This window comes from Rhodoferax sp. WC2427 (assembly GCF_040822085.1).
In the GTDB taxonomy this organism is placed as follows: domain Bacteria; phylum Pseudomonadota; class Gammaproteobacteria; order Burkholderiales; family Burkholderiaceae_C; genus Rhodoferax_B.
This window is the reverse complement of sequence record NZ_CP162006.1, coordinates 3,527,423-3,542,222: the sequence shown is the minus strand read 5'-3', so window position 1 is coordinate 3,542,222 and position 14,800 is coordinate 3,527,423. Positions and strand designations below refer to the sequence as shown.

5 protein-coding genes are annotated in these 14,800 nt (G+C 64.8%); 1 reads left to right on the top strand and 4 read right to left on the bottom strand.

Annotation, left to right across the window (positions count from 1 at the left end):
• Nucleotides 1–11,979, top strand: coding sequence for a YDG domain-containing protein (locus AB3G31_RS16535; protein ID WP_367847173.1), 11,979 nt, complete (start codon nucleotides 1–3; stop codon nucleotides 11,977–11,979).
• Nucleotides 11,980–12,083: 104 nt separating this feature from the next.
• Here AB3G31_RS16535 and AB3G31_RS16530 read toward each other — a convergent pair whose 3' ends face one another.
• From AB3G31_RS16530 to tolR, 4 genes are read right to left on the bottom strand one after another with little or no spacing between them, the layout of a single operon-like run.
• Complete coding sequence (locus tag AB3G31_RS16530; RefSeq protein ID WP_367847172.1) at nucleotides 12,084–12,629, bottom strand: NUDIX hydrolase; 546 nt, start codon at nucleotides 12,627–12,629, stop codon at nucleotides 12,084–12,086.
• Between the two features lie 8 nt (nucleotides 12,630–12,637).
• On the bottom strand, nucleotides 12,638–13,333 hold the full coding sequence (locus AB3G31_RS16525; RefSeq protein ID WP_367847171.1) for a fumarylacetoacetate hydrolase family protein: 696 nt from the start codon (nucleotides 13,331–13,333) through the stop codon (nucleotides 12,638–12,640).
• Nucleotides 13,334–13,346: 13 nt separating this feature from the next.
• Nucleotides 13,347–14,351, bottom strand: coding sequence for a cell envelope integrity protein TolA (tolA, locus tag AB3G31_RS16520; RefSeq protein ID WP_367847170.1), 1,005 nt, complete (start codon nucleotides 14,349–14,351; stop codon nucleotides 13,347–13,349).
• Between the two features lie 28 nt (nucleotides 14,352–14,379).
• Entirely contained in the window at nucleotides 14,380–14,799 is a 420-nt protein-coding gene (gene tolR, locus AB3G31_RS16515) for a protein TolR (protein ID WP_367847169.1), read from the bottom strand.
• Nucleotide 14,800: the final 1 nt, after the last annotated feature.

The window sequence follows — 14,800 nt, the reverse complement described above, 5'->3', positions numbered from 1 at the left end:
GTGAACCACATCTACCAACTCGTCTGGAGCGCGCTGCACCGAGCCTGGGTGGTGGTGTCCGAAGTGGCCAGTGGCCTGGGCAGCCGCCGCACCACCGACCAGCGGCGCAGGCCGGGTGCAGCGCCACAGCCATTTACTCTTAAAAACATAGCTGCTTGCGCCTATGCCATGGGCGCTGGAGCCTTATTTCTTATAAATTCCCAGCAGGTGTCCGCCCAGACCATAGCCCCCACCACCGTGCCCCAGGGCGGCGTGGTCACCCAAGGCGCGGCCACCCTGCAGGGCGCAGGCAGCGCCAGCGCCCCGGTGTTGAACATCAACCAGACCAGCCAGCGTGCGGTGATCAACTGGAACAGCTTCAACCTTGGCGCGGCCAGCACCGTCAACTTCCACCAGCCCAACGCCCAGTCGGCCACCTTGAACCGGGTGCAGGACATGCAGCCCAGCCAGATCCTGGGCCACATCCACGCCCCCGGCCAGGTCACCCTCATCAACCCCGCCGGGGTTTACTTCAGCCCCAGCGCGGTCCTTGACGTGGGCGCCCTCACCGCCACCACCCTGAACCAGACCGACGTCGACTTCATGGCCGGCCAGGCCCGGTTCCAACGACAGGGGGCTACCGGCAGCGTGGTCAATGAAGGCACCCTCAAAGCCACCGACTACATCGCTCTGCTGGCTCCCGAGGTGCGCAACCAGGGCACCATCACCGCCAACGCCGTGGTGCTGGCCGCAGGCGAGAGCATCCAGCTGAACTTTGACGCCTTCAGCCGCCTGTCCAGCATCAGCGTCACACCCAGCCAGATCGCCGCACTGGTGGAGAACCGCACGGCGGTGTTGGCCCCGGGCGGCACCATCCTCCTGAGCGCCACGGCCCTGAGCGGGCTGCAGGCCAGCGTCATCCACAGCGGGCAGCTCGATGCCAGCAGCCTGAGTGCCCGGGGCGGGCGCATCGTGCTCGAAGGCGACAGCATTGCCTTGAAGACGGGCAGCAGCCTCAACGCTAGCGGGGCCACGGGCGGCGGCACGGTGCTGGTGGGAGGGGACTGGCAGGGCAGCGGCAGCCTGCGCCAGGCCACCACGGTGGCGATGGAGCAGGGTGCCCGCATTGACGCCAGCGCCACGCACAGTGGTGACGGCGGCAAGGTGGTGCTGTGGAGCGATGTGCACAACGCCAGTAGCCAGACCTCGGTCCAGGGGCGTATCACGGCCCAGGGGGTGGGCGCCGGTGGGCAGGTGGAAACGTCGGGCCACACGGTGGTATTGGACACGGCGCAGGTTCACGCGGGCGGGCAAGCGCGTGCGGGGCTGTGGCTGATTGACCCGTTCAGCTACACGATAGGCGCCTCCCAGGCCGCCACCATCAGCAGCAGCCTGAGCAGCGGCACCAGTGTGACCGTGGACACCTCGGCCAATGTGGGATCGCTCGGCTCCAGTGGCAACAGCGGCGATGTGGGCAACGTCACTCTGGATGCCAACATCAGCAAAACCGGCGGCGTGGATACCACGCTGACCTTTAAGGCGCACCAAAGCATCCGCATCGCCAACGCCAATGACGCCGCGATCACGTCGACGTCTGGCAAGCTCAACCTGGTCTTTTGGGCTGACCAGGACAACGTTGGCGCCGGTGCGGTGTTTATGGGCATGAATTTGAATTCGGTCAGTATCAATACCAATGGGGGGCACTTTTGGGTGGGTGGCGGCAGTGGCTCAACCACCTGGAACGGCCTGACGGTGGGCGACGGTTACGCCAACTCCAATACGCTGACCGCCTCCTGGAGTGGCGTGGAGTTGCGCTCCACCACCATCAACACGGGCGGCGGCAACCTGCTTTTCAAAGGCATCAATGACCGCGTGAGTGGAACCGACGATCGGGTCGGCATCTACATCCGAGACAGTGCCATCAGCACCGGCACGGGCAGCTTGTCGCTGGACGGACAAAGCTCTCTGCGGGGCGGTTCTGTGCCTGTCAACAACGGCGGTGTCATCATCGACGGCGGTACCCTGGCCAGCACCCACGGCAACATCGACATCACCGGCAGCCAGAACGGCTTGGGCACCGAGGCCGAAGGGGTAAAGCTGATCAACACCAGCGTGTCGGCCACGGGTACCGGCAACATCACCCTGCTGGGCACGGCAGACGCCGACAACGGCCAGTCGGCCACCAAGAGCGCCATCGTGCTTTTGGCGGACAGCAGCAACCAGACCACGCGCATCGCCACCAATAGCGGCAACATCACGCTCACCGGCACGGTCAACACGACCAACAAGGCCGACAGCGCGGGTGTCTTGCTGATGGCCAACAACAGCTCCGCCACCGACGCCAACTGGGCCAAGGTCAAGGTGGTGTCCTCTTCGGGCAACATCACCATTGCGGGCGACAACCCCGCCAACACCAACGCCAGCACGCTCAACCAGGCGGTGCGCTTCAATGGCAGCAATTTTGGCAAGGTGTATCTGGGCCAGGACGAGTCGGGCACATATACGGGTAATCTGGCCATCCAGGGTCGGCAGATCGGCGTAGACGGATTCGCCAGTGGCTATCTGCAAGCCAGGGGCACGGGTGCCATGGCGATAGAGCCCAAAACCAGCGCGGCAGGCTTCAACCGTGCATTCACGCTGGACTCTACCTGGGACTTGGGCAGCGCCCACAGCAGCCTGGCGCTGGGAAATGCCAATAACGTCCAGGCGGTGACGGTCAGCGCCGCGCAGACCGCAGCCGGGCCGATCAGTATCTATGGGGGAGACGTGGCGCTGAACGCCAACCTGACCAGCACCTTGGCCGGTGCCGCCATGCTGGTCAAGGCCAGTGGCAACATCAGCACGGCGGCCAACACCAGCCTGAAAACCAGTAATGGCAACCTCACGCTGTGGAGCGACAGCGACAGCAGCGGCGTGGGCAGCATGGCGCTGGGTAACAGCAACACCTTCAACACGTCGCTCAATGGCGCATCCACCAGCCAGGCTACCGGCGGCGGCAAGATCACGCTGGCGGGCGGGGCGGACAGCAACGCGGACGGCCTGCCCGATGGCTACGCCTTCAGTGCCACCGGCCATGGCTTGGCTATTGGCACTACGGGTGCCAGCAACACGGCGGTCTATTCCGGCGGCGGCGACGTGCTCTTCAAAGGCAAGACCAGCGTGACCACAACGGGAAACCGCGGTGTTCAAAGTGCCGGCCTGTTGACGGTCAACAGTGGCCAAGGCGCCATCACCATGGTGGGCGAAAGTGCCGGCTCCTACGGCATGGAGTTCAGCAACAGTGTGGCCGGAACCAGCACCGGACTCAGCCTGACTTCGGCCAAAGCCAGCGGCACGGCGATTGCACTGACGGGCATCACCACCGCAGCCAGCACGCACGGCCTGGTGTTGAACAACGACGCGGTGGAAGACGTGCTCGCCACCGGCGGCGGCGGCATTGCGCTCACCGGCACGGGAACCGGATCGGGCTACGGCGTATGGCTGCAAAACAGCAATGTGCTGGCCTCGGCGGGTGCGATCACCGTGGACGGTGGCACCAAGGGCATCAATGTTGTTACCGGTGCCAAGCTGGGCAAATCAACCACGGGCGTGACCAGCAGTACCAGCAACATCAGCTTGACCGGCGATGTGGTCAACCTCGGCGCGGCAACCACGGTCGACACCACGGGCACGCTGACGGTGCAGCCCTACAGCGCCAGCTTCAGCAGCGCCCTGGCCTATCCGCTGAGTAACCTGACCGTGGCCTCCACCCTGACCGGGCTGACCTTGGGCAAAACAGGCAACGCGGCCAATATCACCGTGGGCAGCAACCAAAGCATCAACGGGCCGATCAACATTTATGGCGGCAACGTGGCGCTCAATGCCAGCCTGGCCGCCACCGCCGCGGGCGCGGCGGTGCGGGTACTTGCCTCGGGGGACATCACGCTGGCGGCCAGCCAGTCGGTGACCACCCAAAGCGGGGCGGTACTGTTCAATGCCGACAGTGACGGCAGCGGTGCAGGCGCCATTGTGCTCAACACGGGCTCCGGCATTACCAGCAACGGCGGCAACATCACGCTGGGCGGCGGCGCCGCAGGCACCGGTGCCGCAAATGCGATAGGCAGCAGCACCAACATCAGTGGCGTGGATCTGAGCGGTGCCACGCTCAGTGCCGGTGGTGGCAATATCGCGATCAGCGGCAAGGGCTATGGCGGCTCCAGCGACAACCAGTACGGCGTGTTCGTCAACGCGTCGAGCGCCATCACTACCAGCGGGACGGGCACGACGACCATCACCGGTACCGGCGGTGCTGGCACGGGCAACAACGCCAATGCCAGTTCGTTCAACATAGGGGTCAGTATCTCCAGCAGCAGCGTCACGGGCGCTGCGGCTACGACCATCACCGGCACGGGCGGTGCAGCCTCTGGGGGGCAGTCCAACAAGGGCGTATTTGTCGGCAACGGGAGCACCGTGCAGTCGGGTGGCACCGGAAGCCTCACCATTACGGGCACCGGAGGCACGTCCATCGGTGGGAATGACTACGGGGTGCAATTAATGGGCACCGGCACCACGGTAGGCAGCAGCGGCGGCAATGTGGGCGTGACGGGCACCGGAGGCAGCGGCCCCGGGGACTTCGAAGAAGGGGTTTATGTGGGCACCGCTGCCACCCTGTCCGCAGGGGGGAGTGGCACGGTCACGGTGCAAGGTACAGGGGGGTCGGGGGGCGGCAACTACGGCATCGGTGTCGGCATTTTTGATGCCAACACCCTGGTGACCAGCAGTGGCGGCAGCGTTACGGTTAGCGGTACCGGTGCGGGCAGCGGCAGCGGCAACAGCCATTACGGTGTCAGCATGGCCGGTGGGGCCACCGTCACCAGCGGGGGCACCGGCAGCGTGACGGTGCAGGGGACCAGCGCAAACATGGCGACCAACTTCAACCGCGGGACGCTGCTGGATTCGGCCGCGACGATTACCTCGGCCGGTGGCAATGTATCGGTTACCGGACAGGGCCGGGGAACCGGCACGAGTACCGACGGCGAGGGCGTGCTGGTGCGCACCGGCGGCAGAATATCCGCGGGTGGCACCGGCTCCACCACGGTCACCGGTACGGGCTCCGGCGCATCGGGCTCCAACAACCAGGGGATTTTGGTCACCGACAGTTCCAGTGCCATTGGCAGCAACAATGGCACCGTCACCCTCACGGGCTCCACTGGCGGTACCACCAATGCGGGCATTGCCATACTCAGCAGCGGTGCGGTCCAGAGCGGCGGCAACAATGCCGTCTTTCTCTCCACCGATAGCTATACCGGCGATGCCACCGGGTCTATTTCTGCGGGCACGGGAACCGTGACGCTGCAAAACCGCACGGTCGGCACCAAGATCGACCTGGGCGGCGCGGACGTGCTTTCGGGCAGCCCGCTGACGCTGGGCTTGGGTAGCGCCGAGCTCAACCGCATCACCGCAGGTACCCTGGTGGTGGGCCGCAACGATGCCACTGCCGCCGGGGCCATCACGGTCTCCAGCGCCATCGCGCCCAGTTTGGCCACCGATCTGACCCTCAAAACCGGCGCCACCATCGCCATCAACGCCCCCGTCACCAGCAGCACCCTGACCCTGACGGCGGCGGGCACCGTGGGCCAAACGGTGGCCGGTAACCTCACCGCGACGAACCTGCTGCTCAATGGCTCTGGAAACTACGCGTTGGCCACTGCCAGCTCTAACGTCGTAAGTGCCCTTGCCGCCGGTGGGACGGGCACAACAAGCTACAAAAATAATAGCGAACTGCAAATCGGCACGGTCAACGGCATCAGCGGTATCAGCGCCAGCGGACCGGTCTCCATTGGCACTGCCAGCGGGGACCTGACTGTGGCGCAAACTGTGGCCAGCACCGACACCGGCAGCGCGGCGGTGCTGCTCAATGCCGGTGTCAGCAGCAACGCTGGCACCAGCACCGGCGGCAACATCGTCCTCAGCGGCAGCCCCGGCATCACCACCGGCAGCGGCGGGCGCGCCACGCTGATGACCGGCTCGGTCAGCGGCAGCACGGGGCTTACGGCGTTCATCGGCTCCGGCTCCGGGCGCTTTCGCTACAACAGCGACGAGGCCACCACCAACTACAGCACCGGCTTGGGCAGCGGCAGCTACGCCGTCTACCGCGAAGCACCCAGCATCACGGTCACCGTCAACAACGCCAGCAAAACCTACGATGGCAATGCCTACAGCGGCGGCAATGGTTACGCCACCAGCGCTTTGGTCAATGGCGACAGCCTTAGTGGAAGCATCGTGTATGGCGGCAGCAGCCAGGGCGCGCTCAATGTGGCGGGTAGCCCCTATGCCATCAGCGCCAGCGGATTCAGCAGTGGCCAGGGCTATGCGATCAGCTATACCAGCGGCAGCCTCACGGTCAACCCCTACGCCGTCAGCCTGAGCGGTAGCCGCAGCTTTGATGGCACGGCCAATGTGGCCGCAAGTATCTTCACCTTGGGTTCTCTGGTGGGTGGCCAGACGCTCACCCTGGGCGGCACCGGTACCGTGGCCAGCAAAAACGTGGGCTCAGGTCAAACCGTCACGCTGGGCAGCCTGGCGCTTGGCAACGGCACCGGGTTGGCCAGCAACTACACCTTGGCTGGTGGCACGGCCACGGCCAACATCACCCAGGCCAGCCTGACGGTGGCCACCAGCAATGTCAGCAAAACCTATGACACCACCACCAGCGCCAGTGGTACGGCAGTGGTGACCAGCGGCACCCTGTTTGGCACCGATACGCTCAGCGGCGGCAGCTTTGCTTTTTCCAATAAAAATGCGGGTACAGGCAACAAAACCGTAACCACCTCGGGGGTGACGGTGAACGATGGCAATGGCGGTGGCAACTACGCTGTGGCCTATGCCAATAACACCACCAGCACCATCACCCCTGCGGGTTTGGCCGTCAGCGGCGTGGGCGCAAACAACAAAACCTACGATGCCGGCACGGGTGCCACACTGAATGGAAGCGCCAGCATCGCCCCCTTGGGCGGCGACTCGGTGACCCTGGGCGGTACGGCGGTCGGCAGCTTTACCAACAAGAATGTGGGTACTGGCAAAACTGTCACGGTGAGCGGATACACCCTCAGCGGTACCGATGCCGCCAACTACACCGTGGTGCAGCCCGCCAGCGTAACCGCCAATATCACCCAGGCCAGCCTGGTGGTGGGCGGGGTGGGAGCGGCCAACAAGGTCTATGACACGACCACCACCGCGACGTTGACCGGGACGGCGGCGGTGGCGGCGCTTGGCAGCGACGTGGTCACCGTGGGGGGTACTGGGGCTGGCAGTTTCGCCAGCAAGAACGTGGGCACGGCTAAGGCCGTCACCGTCAGCGGCTATACGCTCGGCGGGGCCGATGCTGCCAATTACGCCGTCGTGCAGCCCACAGGGTTGGCCGCCAATATCACGCAAGCCAACCTGGCGGTGACCGGTGTGGGGGCCGCCAACAAGGTTTACGATGCCACGACGACGGCATCCCTGACTGGGACGGCGGCAGTGACCGCCCTGGGCGGTGATGTTGTTACCGTGGGCGGCATTGGAGCCGGCAACTTTGCCAACAAGAACGTGGGCACCGGCAAGGCGGTGGCCATCAGTGGCTACACCCTCAGCGGGGCGGATGCGGCCAATTACACGGTGGTGCAACCGGCCGGAGTCACCGCCAATATCACCCAAGCCACTCTCGGGGTGACCGGCGTGGCGGCGGCCAACAAAGTCTACGACGCAACCACTACCGCCACCTTGAGCGGCACAGCAGTCGTCACTGCGCAGGCCGGTGACGTGGTGGCGGTCGGCGGTGGCGTGGGTAGCTTCGCCGACAAGAACGTCGGCACGGGCAAGGCGGTAACAGTCAGTGGCTACACCCTCAGCGGTGCCGACGCGGCCAACTACACCGTGGTGCAGCCCACCGGCATCACGGCCAATATCACCGCCGCCAACTTGCATGTCACAGGTGTGGCGGCCGCCAACAAGGTCTACGACGCCACCACCGGCGCGGCCTTGACCGGTACCGCGGTGGTGTCCGCCCTGGGCAGTGACGCCGTGACGCTCGGCGGCACAGGCTCGGGTAGCTTTGCCGACAAGCAGGTGGGCACGGGCAAGGCCGTCACGGCCAGCGGCTACACCTTGGGTGGCACCGATGCCGCCAATTACGCCTTGGTGCAGCCCACTGGTCTGGCGGCCAGCATCACCCCAGCCCCTCTGTTGGTCACGGGCGTGGGTGCTGTCAGCAAAGTCTACGACGCAACCACCAGCGCCACCTTGACCGGTACCGCAAGTACCACGGCCCTGGGCACTGATGTTGTGGCGGTAGGCGGCACGGGCGTGGGCAACTTTGCGGACAAGAACGTCGGTACCGGCAAGGCGGTGGCCGTCACCGGCTATACCCTCAGCGGGGCGGATGCGGCCAACTACGCCGTCATGCAGCCCACGGGTGTGGCGGCCAACATCACGCAAGCGAACCTGGTGGTTACCGGAGTGGGTGCGGCCAACAAGGTGTACGACACGACGACGGGTGCCAGCTTGACAGGGACGGCCACGGTTGCGGCACTGGGCAGTGATGTGGTGGCGGTCGGTGGCTCTGGCACAGGAAGTTTTGCGGACAAGAACGTCGGAATCGGCAAGACCGTGACCGTCAACGGCTTCACCCTTGGTGGTGCCGACGCGGGCAACTACGCCATGGTGCAGCCTACAGGTGTCACGGCCAACATCACCCCAGCCAGCCTTAACGTGGCGGGCTTGGGGGCCAACAGCAAGGTCTACGATACGACCACGACCGCCACCCTGACAGGCACCGCCGTAGTCGCCGCCCAGGGCAGCGACGTGGTGACCGTGGTGGGTACCGGTATCGGCAGCTTCGTCAACAAGAGCGTGGGTACGGGCAAGGTGGTGAACGTCAACGGCTACGCCCTGGGTGGCGCAGATGCTGCCAACTATGCGGTGGTGCAGCCCGTGGGTGTGACGGCCAACATCACCCAGGCCCCGCTTGCCGTCACCGGTGTTGGAGCCGCCAACAAGGTGTACGACGCGGCCACGGCAGCCACCTTGACGGGCGCTGCGGTCGTGTCGGCGCTGGGCAGCGATGTTGTCGCAGTGGTAGGTGCGGGTGTTGGCAGTTTTGCCGACAAGAATGTGGGTGCTGGCAAGACCGTGGCGGTGTCTGGCTACAGCCTCAGTGGCGCGGATGCCGCCAACTACGCGGTGGTGCAACCCACGGGTGTGGCGGCGAATATCACGCAAGCCAATCTGGCGGTGACCGGTGTGGGGGCCGCCAACACGGTCTACGATGCCACCACGGCCGCGACCCTGGCGGGCGTGGCGGCGGTGACCGCGCTGGGTAGCGACACGGTGTCGGTGCTGGGCACGGGAACCGGCAGCTTTGCCAACAAAAATGTGGGTACCGGTAAAACCGTCAGCGTCAGCGGCTACACCCTCAGCGGTACGGACGCCGCGAACTACACCGTGGTGCAGCCCACGGGTGTGACGGCCAACATCACCCCTGCCAGCGTGGCGGTCACCGGCGTTGGCGCGGCCAGCAAGGTGTACGACGCGACGACAAATGCGGTCTTGACCGGATCGGCCACCGTGGCGGTACTGGGCAGTGATGTGGTGACTGTTGCAGGCGCCGCCACAGGAAGCTTTGCCGACCGGCATGTTGGCACCGGCAAGGCCGTGGCGGTGACGGGCTATATGCTTGGCGGTGCAGACGCTGCGAACTACGCACTGGTGCAGCCCACCGGTATCACGGCCGATATCACCCAAGCCAACCTGGCCGTGACAGGCATCGCTGCGGCCAACAAGGTCTACGACGCAAGCACCGCGGCCACCCTCACGGGCACGGCGGCAGTGGCTGCTTTGGGCAGCGATGCCGTCTCGCTCGGTGGCACCGGTGTGGGCAGCTTTACCGATAAAAATGCGGGCACGGGCAAAACAGTAGCGGTCTCGGGCTACACCCTCAGCGGCGCCGATGCGGCCAATTACGCGTTGCTGCAGCCCGTCGGGGTCACGGCCAGCATCACGCCCGCTCCTTTGCTGGTCACGGCCCATGCCGATGCCCGGTTCGTGACCCAAGCCGACACGCCGGGCTACTTTGGTGCCAGCTACAGCGGGTTGGTGGGGGGCGAGACCAGTAGCGTACTCGGTGGCACCCTGGCCATCAACCGACCGAATGCCGTCACCGACGTCGCCGCAGGCAGCTATGCCGGTGCCCTGGTACCCAGCGGTCTGGCTTCCAGCAACTACACCATCGGCTACGCCAACGGCCTCTACACCATCTTGCCCGCCAACCAACTGCTGGTGCGCGTGGCCAACACCGGCAGTGTGTACGGCGGTACGCCAACCTTGGCGGTCACCAGCGTGCAGTACCTGGACAGCAACAATTCCACTATCTACAACCTGGCCGGCAGCGGCACGGGCAATAGCTTTTCCTACTCAGACGGCTCCAATGGCGGTATCCAGTTCACCCTGAGCCCCCAGGGTGCTGTCACCAGCAGCGCAGGCAAGACCGCGGTGGGCAACTATGCACTGACCGATACCAACCCCGGGGTGGTCGGGGCCAACTTTGTGGGTAACCCCGTCTTTGTGGGCAATTTGGCTGTGGCGCAAAAGGCCGTCAGCGCCAGCCTGCCCACGGTGACCAAGACCTACGACGGCACGGCCAGCCTGGCCGGTGTCAACCTGGGCCTGATCGGGCAGGAGGCCGGTGATTCCTTGTTGGTGAACGGCACCGGTACCTTTGCACAAAAGAACGTGGGCAACAACCAACACTACGCTTTTGCCAATATCGCGCTGACCGGCGCCGACGTGGGCAACTACTATCTGGCGGGCGGCAACAGCCTGGGTGGCAGCGACGGCAGCATCACGCCCGCCAGCCTCACCGTCTCCACCGCCAACGTGGTCAAAACCTACGACGGCACGACGTCCGCTGCCGGGTCGGCCATGGTGACCCGTGGCACGCTGTTTGGCAGCGATAGCCTCAGTGGTGGCAGCTTTGCCTTTACCGACAAGAACGTGGGCATCGGCAACAAGGTGGTGACGGCCTCGGGCGTGACCCTGTCCGACGGCAACGGCGGCGGCAATTACGCGGTGGCTTACGCCAACAACACCACCAGCACTATCAATCCTGCCGCCATCACGGTGGCTACCGCCAATGTGGTCAAAGCTTACGACGGCACCACGTCCGCTGCCGGTACCGCCTTGATTGCCAATGGCACGCTGTTTGGCGGCGACAGCCTCAGCGGTGGCAGCTTTGCGTTTACAGACCCTGGTGTCGGGCTGGGCAGCAAAACCGTAACCACGGTGGGTGTGGTCGTCAACGATGGCAACGGTGGCAACAACTACCGGGTTTCCTATGCTAACAATACGACCAGTACGATCCGTCCGGTACCGGTCACGCCGGTTACGCCCGTCACGCCAATCAATCCAAGCACGCCTGTGGTTCCCGTGACACCACTGCCCGCCTTGACCCCGTCCCCTGCGCTGACCAGCGAGGTGCTGGTGCCCCAGACCCGCATCCCCGTGGCGGCAAGTCCGGCTGTGCGTACCAGCCGTGCATCCGACAGTGCATCGGACAGCGCACAGACGGGTGTGGAAGCAGCGCTCCCAAGCCGTGCGGTGGTGTCGGGCTGCATAGGGACATCCCAGAACGCGCAGGAATGCGGGCGCGGGGACCGACAGAATGGCTTTGTGATAGTGACGCCTATGCGCAACGTCTCGCCGACGCTGGCGGGCCAGGTGATGGTGCAGGTCAGCGAGCAGGTGCTGCGTAGCGGCAGGTTCGAGGCCGCATTGCCGCTGCAAACCAGCGTGGCGCTGCGTGCACGCAACGCAACGACCGTGGCTACGCGGCCTGATGGCCAGGCGCTGCCGGATTGGCTGCAGTGGGATCCTCAGAGCCTGGTGCTGATGGCCAAAGCCATGCCTGTCGGGGCACTGCCCAGCACGGTGGTGGTCGGCACAGGGGACGAGCGGGTCGAGGTCGAGATGACGGCCCTGCCCTGAGGCAGCGCAGGCCGCCAACGGGCATATATATTGTTAATTTGGCCGTTTGCGCTTGCTGGATAGGCGTGAGAAGCTATTAAAATAATAGCGTATTCTTGGGCCGCTTACACCAGGCTCTCGTGGTGCAAACCAAACTGGCCTGTCTTGCGGTCGGCAAAATAGTGCTTCAGGGTCTGCGATACCGTGCGGAAGGCAATTTCGTCCCAGGGAATTTCGGCCTCGGTGAACAGCCGGGCTTCGATGGTCTCAAAACCAGGGTCGAACACATCGCTGAGCAGCTCGGCGCGGTAGTACAGGTGCACCTGCCCGACGTGGATGACGCTCATCACGCTGAACAGCTCCTGCATTTCAAACTGCGCACCGGCTTCTTCCACGGTTTCGCGGGCGGCGCCTTCGGCGGTGCTTTCGCCCAGCTCCATGAAGCCTGCAGGCAGGGTCCATTTGCCGAAGCGCGGCTCGATGTTGCGCTTGCACAGCAGGACTTTGTCGCCCCAGTGCGGCACGGTGCCGACCACATTGATCGGGTTCTCGTAATGCACGGCGTGGCAGGCGGGGCAGACTGCCCGCAGCTTGGTGTCGCCGTCGTCGGGCAGGCGGTACACCACGGCTGCGCCGCAGTCTTTGCAGAATTTGATGGGGCTGCGGTGCATGTCGATGCCTAAACGATGCGTACGGTCAAGGGCTCCAGTCCGGCCACGCTGCCGACCAGCGTGTCGCCACGTACCACGGCCCCGACGCCTTCGGGCGTACCCGAGTAAATCAGGTCACCGGCCTGCAGCTCCCAGGCGGCAGACAGGTGTTCGATGGTCTCGGCGATGCTCCAGATCAGCTGGGCCACGTTGCTACGCTGGCGCTCCTGGCCGTTGACCTGCAGGGCAATCTCGGCATGCTCCACGTCGCCAGCCTGTCCCACCGGGCTGATGGGGCCAATCGGGGCCGACTGCTCAAACGCCTTGCCGATACACCAGGGGCGGCCTTGCTTTTTCATCTCGTTTTGCAGGTCGCGCCGGGTCATGTCCAGGCCCACGGCGTAGCCGTAGATGTGCTGGTGCGCCTCGGCCGCCGTGATGTTCCTGCCGCCCTTGCCAATCGCCACCACCAGCTCGATCTCGTGGTGCAGGTTGCCAGTCAGTGTGGGGTAGGCCACGGAGCCGGTCTGGCCCGCTTCGACGGCCACCACGGCATCGGCGGGCTTCATGAAAAAGAACGGTGGCTCGCGCCCGGTGAAGCCCATTTCCTTGGCGTGTTCGGCGTAGTTGCGGCCCACGCAGTAGATGCGGTGTACGGGGAAGCGGGCCGCCTGGCCGACGACGGGGATGGAGACAACAGCAGGGGGCGAAACAACGTAGTCCATGGTTTTCCTGGGGTTAAAAATCGCGGGGCTTGAAGCCGATGATCATGGACGAAGGCACCCGGCCATCGGTGTCGCGGGGCATGGTTTGGGTTTTGTCGATGGCCTTGAGCACGGCATCGTCCCAAGCCTTGTTGCCACTGGGTTTGGCCAGTTTGCTGCTCAGGATGGTGCCGTCGGGGGATAGCCGAATTTCTACTTCGGCTTTCGGGTTGCCCTCGAAATCGTCGGGAAATACGATGTTGGGCTTGACCTTGGCCACCACCTTGCCGCCGTAGCCCGCCGAGGGCGCAGAGGACTGCAGCGCGCTGCCGGTGGCATTGGCCCCACCCGTGGCCCCGGCCATGCCGGCGATGCGCTTCAGGTTGTCGGCGCGTTGGGCGGCCAGGGCCTTGGCATCGGCCTGGGCGCTGGCTTTTTCGGCGGCGGCTTTGGCCGCATCTTTCGCGTCCTGGGTGGCCTTGGCTTTTTTGTCCAGCGCGTCCTGCTTGTCCTGCTTTTCCTGGGCGGCCTTTTTGTCTTTCAGACGCTTGTCTTCGGCGGCCTTTTTCTCGGCAGCTTCTGCCGCCTTTTCCTCGGCTTTTTGGGCCTTGAGGGCCTTGTCCTTTTCGAGCTTCTCGCGCTTGGCCTTTTCGGCTTTATCGGCCTTGTCTTGCTGGGCCTGTTCCAGCTTTTCGGCCTCGCGCTTCTTTTTGGCGCGCTCCAGGGCGATGTCGGCATCTTTCACATCGGGGGCGGGAGGAGGGGGCTGGACCTTGGCCACGGGTGGGGGCGGAGGTGTGGGGCGCGGCGTTTCTACGGGTGGGGGCGGCGGCACATCCACCGCTTTTGGGGCCGCCATTTGCACCGAGGAGGACCAGAGTTCGGCTTCCACGGAGGCACTCTCTGTCTGCTTCCACTGCACGTTGATCACCAGGGCCACCAGCAGCAGCGCGTGGGCCAGCAGGGCCAGGCCCAGCGCCCGCACCATGCCAGGGGGCTGGGGGGGCGTGAGGTTGAGCGTGTCCTGGGCGGCGTGCATAGGGTTGTGTGCGGAGGGCTCGGGTGGCTTACTTGCCGAGCTGGACCGACAGGCCCACGCGCTGTATGCCTGCGCGCTGCAAGGTGTCCATGACCTTCACCACCGACTCGTATTTGACATTGCGGTCGGCACTGATGACCACGGGCACGCTGGCATCGCCGTCTTGCGCGGTTTTTACGGCGCTGGCGACATCACTTTTGCCGAGCTTGGTGGTTTTGCTTTTTTGGGTGAGCTCCAGTGACTCGTCCTTGGCGATGACGATCTGGATCACCCGGTCGGGCTGTTTGCTGGCCTTGCCCACGCTGGGCAGGTTGACCACGCTGGGGGTGATCATGGGCGCGGTGACCATGAAGATGATCAGCAGCACCAGCATCACGTCGATGAAGGGCACCATGTTGATCTCGTTGATGGTGCGCCGTCCGCGCCCCCGTGACACCATACTGGCCATG

What these genes read in the sequence shown, in the direction of transcription:
- AB3G31_RS16530 (WP_367847172.1), bottom strand. Translation starts at nt 12,629, where the DNA reads ATGCACCGCAGCCCCATCAAATTCTGCAAAGACTGCGGCGCAGCCGTG.
- AB3G31_RS16525 (WP_367847171.1), bottom strand. Translation starts at nt 13,333, where the DNA reads ATGGACTACGTTGTTTCGCCCCCTGCTGTTGTCTCCATCCCCGTCGTC.
- tolA (WP_367847170.1), bottom strand. Translation starts at nt 14,351, where the DNA reads ATGCACGCCGCCCAGGACACGCTCAACCTCACGCCCCCCCAGCCCCCT.
- tolR (WP_367847169.1), bottom strand. Translation starts at nt 14,799, where the DNA reads ATGGCCAGTATGGTGTCACGGGGGCGCGGACGGCGCACCATCAACGAG.